This is a genomic window from Crinalium epipsammum PCC 9333 (assembly GCF_000317495.1).
GTDB classification, from domain to species: Bacteria; Cyanobacteriota; Cyanobacteriia; order Cyanobacteriales; family PCC-9333; genus Crinalium; species Crinalium epipsammum.
In genome coordinates, this window is sequence record NC_019753.1 from 2677933 (window position 1) to 2694312 (window position 16380).

Sequence of the window (16380 nt, forward strand, 5' to 3'; positions counted from 1 at the left end):
TCCTACTTCCTCTCCACAAGCTTGAAATCCCGTATGCCCTACGGTATTTGGATATTTTGCCTTCACTACTTGTCCTAGTTTTGTTGCTTGGTTTTCACAACTAAAGGAGGTTCATTTGACTGATATTACTTTACCACAAAATCCTGTCCGCGATTCATCTCGCCACCAACTGAGTACAGTGTGGTGGGAGTCCTCTCACGGTTGAAGGATAGAGATTATGTCACCATAGTAGGAGCATAAGGCACGGAGGGAGCCAATGGCAGCATGACAGTAGAAATAACAACAATTGAACTGCCAAGTATTGAAAGTGCGATCGCCTTAGCAGGTGCGCGGGAAGAAAACTTAAAAATTCTGTCGCAACATACAGGTGCGAAATTAGCCTTGCGCGGGCAAGAATTAGTAATTTCGGGAACGCCTCAACAAATTGAACGTACTACAGCAATAGTGCGATCGCTCCAACCGTTTTGGAAAGAAGGAAAGCGGATCTCGAAAGTGGATATTCGCACAGCTTCTTACGCCATAGATACAGGGCGCTTGGATGATTTGCAATCCATGCAGCATCAAATTTTAGCACGCACCCGTCGTGGTGAAGAAATCAGGGCAAAAACCATCCGCCAATGGCAATATATTCAAGCAGTACGCACTCACGATCTCACATTCTGCATTGGACCAGCAGGAACCGGAAAGACATTTTTGGCAGCAGTCTTAGCCGTGCAAGCTTTGCTGAATGATGAATATGAAAGAATAATTCTCACCAGACCAGCAGTAGAAGCGGGTGAAAAACTGGGATTTTTACCAGGAGATTTGCAAGCTAAAGTCGATCCGTTTCTGCGTCCACTTTACGATGCTTTAAATGAATTTATCGATCCCGAAAAAATTCCTAGCCTAATGGAACGTGGAGTAATTGAAGTAGCTCCACTAGGTTATATGCGAGGTCGTACCCTTAGCAACGCCTTTGTGATCGTGGATGAAGCCCAAAATACTTCACCCGCACAGATGAAAATGCTGTTAACTCGTTTGGGTTTTCGTTCTCGGATGGTCGTGACAGGTGATCTTACCCAGACAGATTTGCCAAATAATCAAGAATCGGGTTTATCTGTTGCCGAGAAAATTCTTAAATCTGTAGAAGGAATTGCTTTCTGCCACTTTTCTAGTAGTGATGTCGTTCGTCATCCACTAATAGAAAGAATTGTGGCAGCTTACGAGCATTATGAGAATAAATAGTTTTCAATTAAGTTGGAGAGTAGTTTGCCATCGGCTCGTTGGGAACAATAAAACAGTGAGTGAAATTTGTACGATACTCAAGAGTTCCCAAAAACTTCTCTAACCCCCCCCCCACTTCTGCATTCGAGAAACAAGTATGACAGCCGCATCTTCCAAACTGTCCGATACAATCCATCAGGGAACCACAATTGATATTGACGTGGTTTCCGAAGTTGAAAACCAGGGTGTAGAGCCAAAAAAGGCTCGTGGGGGGGCTTTAGCGACTAGCAAAGGCAGTTTCACAGAATTTCTCGCTCCTCTTACTCAAGATAGTTTTAAAAGAGTTGTCAGCGATGTAGAAACTAAGCTCAGTGTTGTTAATCAAACTCTGTCAATGCTGCTTGACAGCCAGGGTTTTGATGCAATTCTGTCTGATATGTTAAATGCTATTACCTTGAAGACAGGGGAGTTATTAGCAGCCGATCGCACCACAATTTTTTTATTAGATGAAGAAAAAAATCAACTGTGGTCAATTGTGGCTGCGGGCGACAGTGGGCGTTCTTTAGAATTGCGGATACCTGCGGATAAAGGTATTGCTGGTGAAGTAGCAACCTTAAAGAAAGTTGTTAATATTCCGTTTGATTTTTACAATGATCCGCGATCGCTCTTTGCCCAGAAAAAAGATCAAGAAACCGGATACCGTACGTATACAATGCTTTGCTTACCCCTAGTGAATGATGAGGGGAATTTAGTCGCAGTTGTACAATTACTTAATAAATTAAAGTCTCCCATTGAACAGGGAAAACCATTAGCTGAAAAAATTGATTTTCACGGGTTTACCAAAGAAGACGAAACAGTTTTTGCGGAGTTTGCTCCTTCAATTAGATTAATACTAGAAAGCTCCCGCTCATTTTACATGGCGACGCAACAACAACGGGCAGCTTCGGCATTAATGAAGGCTACGCGATCGCTAAGTCAAAGCAGTTTAGACTTAGAAGAAACTCTTAGGAAGGTAATGGATGAAGCCAAAGAGTTGATGAATGCAGACCGCAGCACTCTTTGGTTAATAGATCGAGAAAATCACGAATTGTGGACAAAAATACCAATTGCTGGGGCTTTAAGAGAACTGCGAATTCCTATTGGTGTAGGGTTTGCAGGTAGAGTTGCTGCAAATGGTGAGCGGGTAATTATTCATTTTGATTTATACGAGCATCAAGGCTCAGAAACTTCTAAGCAAACAGATCAAAAGACAGGCTATCGCACTTGTAGTTTATTGTGTATGCCAGTTTTTAATGCTGATGGTGAGTTAATTGGTGTTACACAATTAATTAATAAAAAGAAATCAGGTGAATTTCCTCCCTACGATCCTGCTAATTGGCCACAAGCACCTGAATGTTGGAAGGCGAGTTTTAATCAAAGTGATGAAGCCTTCATGGAATCATTTAATATTCAAGCTGGAGTTGCTTTACAAAATGCCAAGTTGTTTGCGACAGTCAAACAACAAGAACAAATGCAGCGCGATATTCTCCGCAGCTTGTCAAATGCGGTATTTTCAACAGATAAAGCGGGTAATATTATTGCTGCTAATGAAAGTGCTAAAAAACTTTTAGGCTTAAGCGACGAATATCGCATAGAAGGTAAATCAATTTGTGAGTTAATCAAGATTAAAGAAGGCGATTTTGCTAAATACTTCAATGCTGCATTAGAAGCAAAAGAGGAGAAGAATCGCCAACAATATTATCCCGATCAAACATTAATTTCTGATGGGGTTGAAGAACATAGCGTTCACTTATCTATTAATTCAATTGCAGATGCAAGCGATCCTACTAACGTTTATGGGGCGTTAGTAGTGATGGATGATATTAGCGATGAGAAACGCCTGAAGAGTACTATGTATCGCTACATGACTCAGGAATTAGCGGAACAGCTATTGCAAAGTGGTGATGCTAAATTAGGAGGCGATCGCAAAGAAGTTTCTGTCTTATTCTCAGATATTCGCAGTTACACCACCATAACTGAAAGTATGCCTGCTGAAGATGTAGTGCTGATGCTCAATGAATATTTTGAGTCGATGGTAGATGCGGTATTTAAGCATAAAGGCACGCTGGATAAATATATTGGCGATGCGATTATGGCTGTATTTGGTTCACCTCTACCCCTAGAAGATCATGCTTGGATGGCTGTTTGTACAGCTATTGATATGCGTCATCGTTTAATAGATTTTAATACTAAACGTACAGAAGGTAATCAGGCAATTATTAAAATCGGCATTGGTATTAACTCTGATACTGTAATTAGCGGCAATATTGGCTCTAGTAAACGAATGGAGTTTACCGCCATTGGTGATGGTGTAAATCTTGGCTCTCGTTTAGAAGGCGCGAGTAAGCAATATGGTTGCGATATTGTAATTAGTGAAAGTACTTATACTCCTTGTAGCGATCGCGTTTGGGCTAGGGAACTAGACTTTATTAAAGTTAAGGGTAAAGATCAACCCGTCAGGATTTATGAATTGGTTGGTTTGCGTTCCGAACCAATTTCACCAGATAAGGAAGAAATTATCGAGCTTTATCATAAAGGACGCGAATATTATCTCAAACGCAAATTTACCCGCGCTATGGGTGAATTTGGCACGATTTTGGAAGATTTTGATAAAAGCGATAAAGCAGCAACTTTATATCTCAAGCGTTGTCAGCATTTTCTTCAAGAACCCCCACCTGATGATTGGGATGGAGTTTGGACGCTGACGGAGAAATAATCGTGAACAATTGACAATTATCAATTCCTCCCCCAACTGAACTTGGGGGCTTGAAATAACTAAGGATTTTTTTTTCCTATAACGCAGATGCGCGGCGCAAGCAGATCTGGTAATTGATCATGGTCGCGCTTAACCTAACCTAAGATATAACAGTACTTAGGAAGATGAATCATGCCGATACTTCGTATCCTTCATTTAGTTGGGTCTGCACACAATGATTTTTACTGTAATTTGTCACGCGATTACGCCCAAAGCTGTTTGTTAGCTACGGCGAATCCATCGCTTTATGAATTTCTGATTGCATACATTACACCGGATCAGCAGTGGCGATTTCCTGATTCCCTCAGTCAAGAAGATATTGCTGCCGCCAAACCGATGTCTATGTTAGATGCTCTACAGTTTATAACAGCGCAAGACATTGACCTGATGTTGCCGCAAATGGTGTGCATCCCTGGCATGACTCACTACCGCGCACTATTTGACCTGCTGAAAATTCCTTACATAGGCAATACCCCGGATGTCATGGCAATGGCGAACCACAAAGCCATAACAAAAGCAATTGTCGCAGCAGCAGGGGTGAAAGTGCCTTTTGGAGAACTACTCCGCAAAGGAGAAGTTCCGACAATTCCGCCTCCAGTAGTGATCAAACCCGCTAGTGCCGACAACTCTTTAGGAGTGTACTTAGTCACATTGGCTAGTGACTATGACGCTGCCCTGAACAAAGCATTTGAATATGGAGATGAGGTGATCGTAGAAGCATTTATTGAACTGGGTCGAGAAGTCCGATGCGGTGTCATTGTCAAAAATGGGGAGCTAATCGGTTTACCCCTTGAAGAGTATCAGATAGACCCTGACGATAGACCTATCCGCAGCTATAGTGACAAATTCAAAAAAGACCCAGGCTCCAGCAATTTGCGTTCAACCGCTAAAAAGTATGTCGCGCCTTGGATTGTAGATCCTAATGACCCGATCACCGAAAAGGTTCAGCAAATGGCTAAAAAGTCTCATTTGGCTTTGGGCTGTCGCCATTATAGTTTATTTGATTTCCGCATCGACCCAAAGGGAGAACCTTGGTTGATAGAAGCTGGGTTGTATTGTATTTTTGACAACAAAAGTGTGATTGCCTATACAGCGAACGCAGCAGGCATTCCTTTAAATGAGTTATGGACGATCGCGATCAATGAAGCGTTGGCATGACCTGAGATGACGCGATAGAACAACGGATTTCAGGTAGGGTTATTCTATAAGCTCACCAATGTTAAAATCTATCCTAATCCAACCTTTAAGTCTGCGTAAATTGTCGAGAATAAGTAACGGAATTTGCCAGTGGTGAACCATCAAAAATGGTAGTGGATCGTTGAATTCAAAAATTGCTTCTTTTCCTCGCAAAATATTTTTAACCCAAGTTTGCAATTGCTTTAACGATCTAATTTCATTCAGCCGCCAAAGTTCGTGATACAGCCAATAGGTTGGCTTACTATCAGGAAGAGGTTCCAAAGTTTCAGCTAGAGGTTCTTTACCAAGATAGGCATCCGCTACCCCTGGATGGTTGTAAAACATAGTGATGGCGGAGTGAGTGCGAGGGTTGCATTCGATCGCATAAACACTTCCGTCAGCAGACTCGATAAAGTCAAAGGATAACTGTCCAGTACGTCCCAATTTTTCGGCAAAATGACTCGCCCATTGTTTAATTTCAGGATGATCAACATTTTCGTAGTTGACTTGAAAGGCGGATGACTCACAGCAGCAGTACATTCTTGACTCGCCATCTCGCACAGTACTATGAGTGCAATATTCTTTTCCGGGGATGAATTCCTGCATGATCCAGGGCTTCTCCTCGCTGATTGGCAGACTCTTGACAAATGCCTCGGTTTCTGCTGGGGTATCGCAAGGGAGTTTGGTGAGATTCAAGCGGCGCACTTGATCGTAGGGAATGCTTTTGAGGATGTATTTGCGCTTTTCGTTGGTAAAGTCGAAATTGAGGACTTGTTCGGGGGCAGTAATTTTGAATGATTTAGGAACTGATAAAGAGAAACTTCGCGCTGTTTCCGCAAAGGCAAACTTGTCATCTAACATCCTAGTTATATCAGCATCGAAGTGGAAACTCTCAGAACAGCCTGATAACACTGGTTTGTCGTTAGAGTCAAAGTAGATGACGGAGAAAATGGCTACCGGGATAAAAAGATCGATATTTTCTTGTTTAGCGATCGCCCGTAGAGCTTGAATATAACCTGCTAAATCTTTCTGCGGATCGGGGACAGTATAAGAAGCAGCCACCGCGTTGGAAAATTGATTACCATTTAACCCGTATTTATCGGTATCAACTATTATTGCCCGATGCCCAGCAGCGTGAAACGATCGCGCTAGTTGAAGGGTTTTGGTCATCCTACTACCAACGATCATAATATTTTTAGGATGATCGTTTAAAACCGCTTGCTTGCTAAACGGTCGGGTGAGAAAATTCCATAGGAGCAATGGTAAGACGACGATGCAGTTGAAAGGAAAAGCGATCGCCAGTAACGCCAAAGTGCCTAAGTTTTGGAATACTGCAAAAATACTTGCTTTTATTGGTTGCGCTTGAGTCATGATCTCTAAAAAGTTTGCTGAATCAAAGATGAAAAATAAATTATTGTGTTTATATTGGTAAAAACTCTTACCATTTGTTTTCTTGAATGAAACTTATCCTGTATGCACGAAATATGGTATGCAAACTCAGTCACCCTCTAACTGCACAAGTTTCCCGATATTAAAATCAATCCTCACCCAACCTTTTAATTTTCGCAAACTGTCGAGTAACAGTAGGGGAATGTAGCAGTGATGTACCATTAAAAATGGTAGAGGATCGTTAACTTCAAAGATGGCATCCTTTCCTCGCCAAATATTTTTAAACCAAGTTTGTAACTGCTTTAACGATCTAATTTCATTCAGTCTCCAAACTTCGTGATAAAGCCAATAAGTAGGCTTACTATCAGGAAGCGGTTGTAGAGGTAAGGCATAATTTCGCCTTTCTGCACTCAGATAGGCATCTGCTAAATCTGGGTGGTTGTAATACATTGTAATTGCAGAGTGAGTACGAGGGTTGCACTCGATCGCATAAAGCGTCCCATCTTCCGCCTGCATGAAATCAAAAGAAATTTGTCCGCTAAGTTTTAGTTCTTTAACAAAACGACTTACCCACTGCATAATTTCTGGGTGATCTACGTTTTCGTAATTTACTTGAAAAGCCGATGATTCACAACAGCAGTGTACTGTTAATTCACCATTTCTCACTGTGCTGTGAGTGCAGTATTCTTTTCCAGAAATAAACTCTTGTAATATCCAAGGGTTATCTTTCCTAATTGGCAGACTATTAACATGAGCAGCCATTTTTTCTTGAGACTCCATTGGTAGCTTAGTCATATCTAAGCGGTAAACAGAGTCATAAACAATACTTTTGAGAATGTATTTATTTTTCTCGTTAGCAAAGTCGAATTGAAGAACTTGTTCTGGGTCTGTAATTAAAAATGTTTTCGGGACTGATAAACCGAACGATCGCGCAATTTCGCCAAAGGTGAACTTGTTATCCAGCATTTTCATCGTATCAGCATCGAAGTGGAAAAGCTCACAACAGCCTGATAACACTGGCTGGCGCTGGGAGTCAAAATAGCCTCCAGCGAAAATGCCTACTGGGATAAAAATGTCGATGTTTTCTTGTTTAGCGATCGCACGTAATGCCTGAGTGTAGCCTTCTAAGTCTGTTTGCGGGTCAGGAACTGTGTAAAAGCGATCGACAGCGTTGGAAAAGCGATAACCACTGAACCTGAATTTTTCGCTATCAAATAAAATGACTCGATGCCCAGCAGCGTGAAATAATCGCGCAAGCTGAAGAGTTTTTGTCATTTTACCGCCACCAATCAAGATATTTTTGGGATTCAGGGTTGAAACCCCTTGCTTGCTAAAGGGACGGCTGCAAAAATTCCATAGCAGCGATGCTAAGACGACGATGCAGTTAATCGGAAATGCAATTGCCAGTAATGCCAGAGTGCCTAAGTTTTGGAAGACTGCAAAAATACGCGCCTTGATCGGTTGCACTTGCGCCATTAGCTCTAAAAAGTTTGTATTGAAAATTAAAGAGGACTTACTCACGCTCTTACTCCCTTCTCGCCTAAAAAATACTTATTTTGAAACCGCCAAGGCGCGAAGGACGCGAAGGAAGAAGAAGAATACGATCGGTAATCTTGAGCTTGGGAAGGGAGTAATAGGGATTAGGGAGTAGGGAGTAGGTAAGTTTTTTCCCTTTCCCCTTCTTTATTTTCCCCAATCCCATTATTTTTAAACCCGTCTGATGATAGTTAACCCATCACGCAAAGGTAGCAACACCTGTTCAACACGCGGATCATCAGCAACTACTTTGTTGAATTGCGCGATCGCCTCCCCATTCGGAGTGCGTTGCTCTGGTGGTAAATAAGGTTGTCCCTGAAGCAAGGTATTATCCACGCAGATAAACCCTTTTGGAGCCAGCAACCCCTTGTCTAGCAGTATCTTGAAGTAGTCTACATACTCCTTTTTATCGGCATCAATAAACACCAAATCGAAGGACTCTCCCGCATCTGCTAACTTGCGAAGTGTCTCCAAGGCTGGGGCAACTTCCACAGAGATTTTACTTCCGTGGGGTGACTCTTTAAAGCAGGCTTTAGCAAAGTTAGTGACATACTCATCCACTTCACAGGCAACTACTCGTCCATCTTCTGGTAACGCTTCTGCCATTGCCAGTGCCGAGTACCCCGTAAACATCCCAATTTCTAAAACCCGTTTTGCACCCGTCATGTAGACAAACATTTTCAGGGTTTGTCCTTCAATGTGTCCAGAGAGCATTTCTTGCTCTAACTGACGCACGGTATCACTATCCGAAAAACGCTTACTCCAAGGTTCTTCGCTAGTCTTTTTAGCTAAACCTGCTAATGCTTTTGACTCTTGGGTGCTAACTTCTTCGATGTAAGGATCTAAGCCTGTTGCTATTTGATATGCCTGTTTAAGAGCCTCGGAAAGTTCAACAGGAATATTAGCGTCTGCCGCCATCTTGACAATTTTCTCAAGCTGTTCTGAGAGGATACCCAGAGGAGTTACGGGTCTTGCCATATCTCCTTTTACTAGCGTCTCCGTCATACAGCGTTTCCTGCTAGTTCAGCTTCTTCCGCTTCTTCAGTGCCTACATAAGCGTCAATACCATCACCGCCACGAGGGTAAGTTGCACATATACGCTTGTGATCTGCAAGTGCTTGTTTGAGTTCTTCACGAGTTAAATCGTTGACGAAGAAGCAAGTGCCAATTGGTCGAGGCATGGCGGCGCGGAGTTTGCCGTCCCGCGTCTGGCTAATAGACTCGGTTGCGTGCCATAGCAAGTCAATTTCCAGGAGAGGATGGTCGAGGGATAAACCTAAGCGACTCATCAGTTGCAGGATGCGATCGCGATCTTGAGCCGTAATATAACCACGTTTCTCAGCAATTGTTGCTGATAATGCCATGTCAATATTCACCGCATGACCGTGAAAAAGCGGTACTTGAGGCGCGAGTTCCAACGTGGGACTCCAAGTATGACCATAAGCAATAATTCGGTCTAAATCCAATTCCTGCAAGTTGGGAACTTCCAACTCTAGCATTCGTTTAATCGCTTTATAAGTAACCTCGTGAGCGATCGCTTGAATTTCTGGACTTCCACCAACATAACCGAAGTGGGTATCTAGCAGTTGTTCGCCGTACTTCTCCAATAAATCAAAAACTTCCCCCTCCGAGACAACGGCAATTTTCACCAATTCTGCCATACCGATGCGAACTTGAGCAGTTGGCAAAGTTTTCAGAAATGAGAAGTCGAGGATAACTTTTTGGGAAGCGTGATAAGCACCCAAACGATTTTTTAATTTCTTGTGGTTGACTGCCACTTTGATTGCTACACTGGCATCAATTAAGCCGATCAAAGTGGTAGGAACGCGAATATAGTTACTGCTACGACGGTAGGTAGAACAGGCAAACCCAGCCACATCTGTAATTAAGCCACCACCAACTACTAAAACTGGCTCCTTGCGAAGCAATCCAAATTCTGCAAAAGCATCTATAATCTTCTCCATCGTGCTGAGATTTTTTTCCAGTTCAGGAATGGAGACAGGAAATACAGTCAGATCAATGTTGTAATGCTTGAAATAGGATTGGATTTGTTGACCGTGTAGGCGATTGACATTTGCATCTACGATTGCAAGGCAACGTCCTAACTTTTGGTAGCTCTCGGCTATTTCTGAATTGGCAACATTAAAAGCTCCATCTACATATACAAGGCTATACTCAATTTTTTGGTATCCTTCTATATGAAATGCAGTTTCAGTGGCTTCTAGTTGGGTTTGGACAATACTCATAATATGATTGTTTTTTTCATTAAAAACCAAGGGAAATAGGTAAACAATCCCGCTAGTTGCTGTCCCAAAGAGTTACAAAAACTTTGGTTTGGTATATTATTACTTTTTTGTTTTTTAAACAAATTCCAGCAATCTATCTAGTTTCGTTTTCTCTAAAGTTGAGTATAGACCAAGCAGTCTATAATTACAAATCATCACAAATATAGATTTTTTATATAAAATGTGATAATCCACTGAGAAGGATGATAGCTGGCACCATCCCAAATCAAAGCAATACGGCACTGGGGATGCTCGACGAGCAAAGCTTGTGAGAAAGCGATAGTTTACTTATTCATTCGCTTTTTCAAAGGCGTTCATCAAAAACTTTTGATTGTATACATTGAGTGCCCCATAATAAATCTGCTTCTGGCGTTCATTGATAATTGGGACTTCAAGGCACTCATTAGTTTTACCCCCACATAGCCACACAGGTTTGCCCACAACAGATGACATTCATCCTGGAAAAATACGGCTAATTTACCCGTAACAATTTCCTGGCTGTCTGCTTCTGACCAGGCACTAATTTCCTGTTTTTCTCTCTACCAATTCTGAGTTGGCTAAGTCTCTTCAAATTTAAAAAAATTGTGAATTTTAAGGTTGTGACACGCCTGTATTTATTTTGATTACATAAGTTTAAAATATTTTAATAAGACTAACAGAATTGATACCGAGCCGACTGCGGTTAAATTATTTTACATCGGTAAAACAACTCGTACAGTTGTTTGCTCACCTGGTATACTTTTAATTTTTAACTCTCCATTATGTAGTTCCACTAAACGTTTAGCTATGCTCAAACCTAGACCTGAACCTTTTGAATCAGAGAGTTTACGCTCAAATTGCATATAAGCTCCCAAGTTACTAACTTGCTCTACATTCATGCCCTTCCCTTGGTCGATAATTTCCAAAATAAATTTACTGTTGTCAACATGATTAGTAACAGTCACAGGTGTTCCAGAAGGAGAAAATTTAAAAGCATTATCAATCACTTCTTCAACAATTTTTCTGAGTTTAACTTCCGATATTTTGATTTTTTGCGGTTGTAATTTTAAATGCAAATCTGCTTCTCTACCAACTTCTTTAGCTTGCTTGATAGCAGCTTCTTTAATAACTGTGTCAGGATTTGTAATTTGGTGGCTTCGTAGTTCTTCGATGCTTTCTACATCTGTGGCAATAATTTCTAGTTGAGCAAAGGTTAAAAAGTTTTGATTCAGTTTATATAAACGTTGAGCATTTTTCTGAATATGATTGCCAATTTCTAAAACTCCGTCTTTGTCTAAAGAATCATGTTCATTAATTAGTAATTCTGACAAAGCAATAATCCCATGAAGAGGATTATGTAATTCTTGAGGCAGCGACATCGTAATACTATTGCGTAAGGCATCTAGTTTTTGCTGAGAATGTTGATTAATGGCAGCCTGCTTGATCAGCCGAGATGAGATTGCTGCTAAAAGTTCTTCTCTAGTAAAGGGTTTAGTAAGATAATCGTCGGCACCGAGTTCCATGCCTTTACGGATTTCTTGCCTGTCAGCTTTGGCAGTCAGGAAAATTAGTGGAATGGTTGAGGTTTTAAATTCTCGTCGTAATTCTGCCAAGACATCATAGCCATTAAGTTTTGGCATCATAATGTCACAAATAATTAAATCTGGTTGATGTTTTTGGGCAAGTTCTAAACCAGTAAGACCGTTATCTGCACCAATGGCATTAAATCCTTCCGCTTCTAGTAACTCAACCATGTTACTTAGGATAAATTCCTCATCTTCGATCACTAGAATGGTTTTTGTCTGTGTTTCCATATACACCCCACTAGAATAATTTCTGTATAATGCTTTTTTATCAGGAATACGAGTGCGATTACCTATGGTAGGCTACGCCAACGCACAATCGTATTTTTACCTGGATTTATCACTTAACTCTACTAAATTTAAGGCACGCGATCGCAAAAATGCCGTTTTTCTAGGACTTTGGCTATTTGTAGTCACCTAACTTAATAATATTTAGATTTTATTAAGAAATTTTTAGTAAATTGACTCAAGCATTCAGTAAAACTTTTTGACTGAAGCGCGTAGGCGCAGCCAGCCGCAGGCATCGCACTTTCTACTAAACTCCACTACTCTTAGCTTACTTAGCACCGCTACGTTAACAGTCCTCACTTAACTATGGCAAAATGAGAGGCGGTGATCAAAGATTCTTAACATAGGTAATTAAAGTGAGTTCGACAGCCTCATCGCCCTCCACCTCTCGGCGTATGGTTTTTCCGTTTACTGCCATTGTCGGTCAGGAAGAAATGAAACTGGCTCTGCTGCTAAACGTGATTGATCCTTTTATTGGCGGGGTCATGATCATGGGCGATCGCGGCACTGGTAAATCTACAACCATCCGCGCATTGGCTGATTTATTACCAGAAATTGATGTGGTTGTCAATGACCCATTCAGCAGCCATCCCAGCGACCCCGATTTAATGAGTGATGAACTCAGGCAGCAATTCTTAGAAAATCCGCAGCCATTGCCATCAACCAAGAAAAAAGTAGCAATGGTTGACTTACCTCTAGGTGCTACAGAAGACCGAGTTTGCGGCACAATTGACATCGAAAAAGCATTATCTGAAGGTGTTAAAGCCTTTGAGCCAGGATTGTTAGCTAAAGCTAATCGTGGCATTTTGTATGTAGACGAAGTTAACCTCCTCGACGATCACCTAGTAGACGTACTCCTCGACTCCGCAGCTAGTGGATGGAACACAGTTGAACGCGAAGGTATATCCATTCGCCACCCTGCCCGCTTTGTGCTTGTTGGTTCTGGCAACCCCGAAGAAGGCGAACTTCGTCCCCAATTGCTAGACCGCTTTGGGATGCACGCCGAAATTCGTACTGTAAGAGAACCAGCTTTAAGAGTACAAATTGTCGAACAAAGAGCAGAATTTGACCAAAATCCCCCAGCTTTTGTTGAAAAATACCAGCCTGAGCAAATAGAAGCACAAAAACAGATTGTAGACGCGCAACAACTTTTGTCATCTGTGAAGATGGATTACGATTTGCGGGTGAAAATATCAGAAGTTTGTTCAGAATTGGATGTTGATGGTTTACGGGGCGACATCGTTACCAACCGTGCAGCTAAAGCTTTAACTGCACTAGAAGGCAGACAAGAAGTAACAGTAGACGATATCCGCCGAGTCATCGCTTTATGCCTGCGCCATCGCCTGCGGAAAGATCCTTTAGAATCAATTGATTCAGGATACAAGGTAGAAAAAGTTTTCAGCCGCGTATTCGGATTAGAACTATCCTCAGAAGAAAATGTTGCTGCAACAGCAAATGGAGTCCGTCCAGGCGGGCGTTAATATCTAGCTTTCAGCCGTCAGCCATCAGCTATCAGCACTGATCAGATAGTTTTGAATTTCTAGTGTTAAGTTATATCTTATTTAATAGCTGATAGCTGATAGCTGATAGCTAACTAACTGATTATGACTGAGCCTTTAATTGAACTTAAGGGAATTTCTAAATCCTTTGGCAATAATGTCATTTTGGATAACGTTGATCTAACTATAGAGCGTGGTGATTCACTAGGAATAATTGGACCTTCTGGGACAGGCAAATCAACAATTTTGCGAATAATAGCTGGATTGCTTGCACCCGATGCTGGCGAAATTTATATTCAAGGACAGCTACGACAAGGATTAATTGAGGATGCGGAAGATCCAATTTTTATTGGGATGGTGTTTCAGCAAGCAGCTTTATTTGATTCTTTGACAGTAGAAGAAAATGTGGGCTTTTTGTTGCTTCAGCATTCAACCTTATCCCGCCGTGAAATTAAACAATTAGCGGAAGAAAAGCTGGCAATGGTAGGGTTGGGGAAGATAGGCGATCGCTATCCAGCAGAATTATCAGGTGGGATGCGTAAACGGGTAAGTTTTGCCCGTGCGATCATGTCTAACCCCCAAAATCCCCGATACACCCCAGAAGTTTTACTATATGATGAGCCAACAGCAGGACTTGATCCGATCGCATCAACTGTAATTGAAGATTTAGTGCGCGATTTACAGCGTGCTGAAGGCGGTTGTAGCACCTACCTGATGGTGACTCACCAAGATAGCACTATTCGCCGCACTACTGACAAAGTGGTATTTCTCTATCAGGGAAAAGTGCAGTGGCAAGGCAAAATTAGTGATATTGATGCCACAGAGAATCCTTTAGTGAGGCAATTTTTTAGTGCTAGTGTCGATGGACCTATACAAGTAATTGGTTAAGCTTTCAGGTTTAAAATTGCACTTTGGGGCTGATGGGGATAGGGAATGGCGCTTTCAACTTAATTTAAGATTATGCAGCTTCAATATCCATTAATTTAACTAATTAAGTGTTTATACTAAATTGTATCTAAAAGTAGATGCAGTTAATGATTCGATTGATAAAGCAAACTATTTCGCAGGTAAGGAGTCATCACACATACTTCTAAGTTTTAATTCCTGATACCAAAATTTTGGGAGTAGCAACACTAAGCACAACCACTCACAAAGCGGACGGCAACGCTGCTTTCAGCTAAAAGCCAAGAGAGGATAAAAGTATGCGATCGCGAACAGTGCGAGAAGGTTCTGTTGGTTTATTAATCCTACTAGGACTGTCTTTATTTGGTGGTTTAGTTTTATGGTTGCGGGGTTTTAGTCCAGGCAACCGTACATTTACAGCCTTTGCGGTTTTTGGCGACGTTGCTGGCATACAGACGGGCGCAACAGTTCGTTATCGTGGCGTAAATGTTGGAAAAGTTGCCGCAATTAATCCTGGGGCTAACGGTGTTGAATTGAAAATGGAAATTGCACCTGCTGACCTATTAATTCCCCGCGATGTTGTAGTTGAAGCAAGTCAATCTGGACTTATCGGTGAAACCTATATTGATATTGTCCCATTGAAACCTATACCACCAGGTATAGAAATTGCCAAACCTCTTACTCCCCAATGTAAAACTCAGCAAATAATTGTTTGCGATCAAACTCGTTTGCCACAAGGTCAACTTGGTGTTAGTACCGATGAACTGATTCGCACCACCACCCGCCTAGCAACAATTTATACTGAACCAGCGTTTGTCAACAACCTCAACGCGGCAATTAGAAACACAGCAGTTGCAGCAGGTGAGGTAGCTAAACTCAGCCGCGACTTCTCTAGCTTATCTGGTTCACTAAAACAAGAGATAAAAACCTTCTCAGGCGCAGCTAACTCCGTCAGTAATGCAGCTAATCAGACATCCTATCAAGTTGGTCTTCTTACCAATAGATTCGGTGGCACAGCCGATCAATTTGGTAATACAGCTAATGAATTGAGCCGAACTGCGGCTCAATTTAATCAACTTGGTCAATCAGTCAATAGCTTAGTAGTAGAAAACCGCTCTACTTTAGTTAGTACATTAAACAACTTGAGCCAAGCTAGTGAACAGCTACGTGGTAGCGTAGGCGGATTAAGACCAACACTGTTGCAAGTTAACTCAACATTTCAAAAAATTAACTCAGAAAAACTACTGCGGAACCTAGAAACCTTATCTGATAACGCCGCCGCCGCTTCCGCCAATGCAGCCCAAGCCTCAGCTAACTTGCGCGACCTTTCTAGCAACCTCAATGACCCTAAAAATCGCTTAGTATTACAGCAAACTCTAGACTCTGCTAGAGCAACATTTGAAAACACCCAAAAAATCACTTCTGACCTTGACGACCTCACCGGAGACCCTGCTTTCCGTAGTAATTTGAAAAATTTAGTCAATGGGCTGGGTAATTTAGTATCTTCGACACAGCAACTACAACAGCAGGTAGAAATGGCTCAAGTATTAGAACCAGTCAGTGATAGCCTCAAGAAAGCAGCAGCAAAAAATAGCGTTACCAACACAAAGGCATCAGAAACCGCGCAAGAGTTAAAACCTGTTATAGCCGAGACGGAGGTTAAATCTGTTCCTTAATGTAAAGTAAAAAACAGAGCATTTTTCTCGTCTTTGTGGTAAAAAATGTCGTTAATTGATAATTGATAA

At 41.6% G+C, this 16380-nt stretch carries 13 protein-coding genes; 7 read left to right on the forward strand and 6 right to left on the reverse strand.

All coding sequences use genetic code 11. From position 1 onward, the window contains the following. Positions 1 to 264: 264 nt before the first annotated feature. The 3 genes from CRI9333_RS11580 (at position 265) to CRI9333_RS11590 (ending at position 5155) form a co-directional block, all read left to right on the forward strand. Complete coding sequence (locus tag CRI9333_RS11580) at positions 265 to 1224, forward strand: PhoH family protein (RefSeq protein WP_015203354.1); 960 nt, start codon at positions 265 to 267, stop codon at positions 1222 to 1224. Between the two features lie 136 nt (positions 1225 to 1360). Continuing rightward, the gene (locus CRI9333_RS11585) at positions 1361 to 3958 is read left to right on the forward strand and encodes a GAF domain-containing protein (RefSeq protein WP_015203355.1); all 2598 of its coding nucleotides are present in this window, start codon (positions 1361 to 1363) and stop codon (positions 3956 to 3958) included. A gap of 171 nt (positions 3959 to 4129) precedes the next feature. Further along, positions 4130 to 5155: a D-alanine--D-alanine ligase family protein gene (locus tag CRI9333_RS11590; RefSeq protein WP_015203356.1), complete on the forward strand. Its 1026-nt coding sequence runs from the start codon at positions 4130 to 4132 to the stop codon at positions 5153 to 5155. Between the two features lie 39 nt (positions 5156 to 5194). Here CRI9333_RS11590 and CRI9333_RS11595 read toward each other — a convergent pair whose 3' ends face one another. From CRI9333_RS11595 to CRI9333_RS11620, 6 genes are all read right to left on the reverse strand, one after another. After that, a complete protein-coding gene (locus CRI9333_RS11595) occupies positions 5195 to 6544 on the reverse strand; it encodes an ATP-grasp domain-containing protein (protein ID WP_015203357.1) in 1350 nt (449 codons plus the stop codon). Positions 6545 to 6670: 126 nt separating this feature from the next. Next, positions 6671 to 8038, reverse strand: a complete 1368-nt coding sequence (locus CRI9333_RS11600; RefSeq protein ID WP_015203358.1) for an ATP-grasp domain-containing protein — start codon at positions 8036 to 8038, stop codon at positions 6671 to 6673. 231 nt (positions 8039 to 8269) lie between these two features. After that, entirely contained in the window at positions 8270 to 9103 is an 834-nt protein-coding gene (locus tag CRI9333_RS11605) for an O-methyltransferase (RefSeq protein ID WP_015203359.1), read from the reverse strand. Then, on the reverse strand, positions 9100 to 10344 hold the full coding sequence (locus tag CRI9333_RS11610; protein WP_015203360.1) for a sedoheptulose 7-phosphate cyclase: 1245 nt from the start codon (positions 10342 to 10344) through the stop codon (positions 9100 to 9102). Before CRI9333_RS11610 ends, CRI9333_RS11605 begins: the two co-directional genes overlap by 4 nt. Before the next feature lie 327 nt (positions 10345 to 10671). After that, a complete protein-coding gene (locus CRI9333_RS26740; RefSeq protein WP_015203361.1) occupies positions 10672 to 10836 on the reverse strand; it encodes a hypothetical protein in 165 nt (54 codons plus the stop codon). A gap of 239 nt (positions 10837 to 11075) precedes the next feature. Next, positions 11076 to 12176 (reverse strand): hybrid sensor histidine kinase/response regulator, encoded by a 1101-nt coding sequence (locus CRI9333_RS11620; protein WP_015203362.1) that lies wholly within the window; start codon positions 12174 to 12176, stop codon positions 11076 to 11078. Between the two features lie 52 nt (positions 12177 to 12228). On the opposite strand from CRI9333_RS11620, the gene CRI9333_RS27375 reads away from it, so the two are divergent. The 4 genes from CRI9333_RS27375 to CRI9333_RS11635 all read left to right on the forward strand — a co-directional run bounded on the left by CRI9333_RS27375 (position 12229) and on the right by CRI9333_RS11635 (position 16311). Beyond that, positions 12229 to 12366 (forward strand): hypothetical protein, encoded by a 138-nt coding sequence (locus tag CRI9333_RS27375; protein WP_198013564.1) that lies wholly within the window; start codon positions 12229 to 12231, stop codon positions 12364 to 12366. A 223-nt stretch (positions 12367 to 12589) separates the two neighbouring features. Beyond that, positions 12590 to 13714 (forward strand): magnesium chelatase ATPase subunit I, encoded by a 1125-nt coding sequence (gene bchI, locus CRI9333_RS11625; RefSeq protein ID WP_015203363.1) that lies wholly within the window; start codon positions 12590 to 12592, stop codon positions 13712 to 13714. 123 nt (positions 13715 to 13837) lie between these two features. Then, entirely contained in the window at positions 13838 to 14620 is a 783-nt protein-coding gene (locus tag CRI9333_RS11630) for an ABC transporter ATP-binding protein (RefSeq protein WP_015203364.1), read from the forward strand. A 314-nt stretch (positions 14621 to 14934) separates the two neighbouring features. Beyond that, positions 14935 to 16311: an MlaD family protein gene (locus CRI9333_RS11635; protein WP_015203365.1), complete on the forward strand. Its 1377-nt coding sequence runs from the start codon at positions 14935 to 14937 to the stop codon at positions 16309 to 16311. Positions 16312 to 16380: the final 69 nt, after the last annotated feature.

Coding starts and splice junctions, on each gene's coding strand:
- CRI9333_RS11580 (WP_015203354.1), top strand. CDS start 265: ATGACAGTAGAAATAACAACAATTGAACTGCCAAGTATTGAAAGTGCG.
- CRI9333_RS11585 (WP_015203355.1), top strand. CDS start 1,361: ATGACAGCCGCATCTTCCAAACTGTCCGATACAATCCATCAGGGAACC.
- CRI9333_RS11590 (WP_015203356.1), top strand. CDS start 4,130: ATGCCGATACTTCGTATCCTTCATTTAGTTGGGTCTGCACACAATGAT.
- CRI9333_RS11595 (WP_015203357.1), bottom strand. CDS start 6,544: ATGACTCAAGCGCAACCAATAAAAGCAAGTATTTTTGCAGTATTCCAA.
- CRI9333_RS11600 (WP_015203358.1), bottom strand. CDS start 8,038: ATGGCGCAAGTGCAACCGATCAAGGCGCGTATTTTTGCAGTCTTCCAA.
- CRI9333_RS11605 (WP_015203359.1), bottom strand. CDS start 9,103: ATGACGGAGACGCTAGTAAAAGGAGATATGGCAAGACCCGTAACTCCT.
- CRI9333_RS11610 (WP_015203360.1), bottom strand. CDS start 10,344: ATGAGTATTGTCCAAACCCAACTAGAAGCCACTGAAACTGCATTTCAT.
- CRI9333_RS26740 (WP_015203361.1), bottom strand. CDS start 10,836: ATGTCATCTGTTGTGGGCAAACCTGTGTGGCTATGTGGGGGTAAAACT.
- CRI9333_RS11620 (WP_015203362.1), bottom strand. CDS start 12,176: ATGGAAACACAGACAAAAACCATTCTAGTGATCGAAGATGAGGAATTT.
- CRI9333_RS11630 (WP_015203364.1), top strand. CDS start 13,838: ATGACTGAGCCTTTAATTGAACTTAAGGGAATTTCTAAATCCTTTGGC.
- CRI9333_RS11635 (WP_015203365.1), top strand. CDS start 14,935: ATGCGATCGCGAACAGTGCGAGAAGGTTCTGTTGGTTTATTAATCCTA.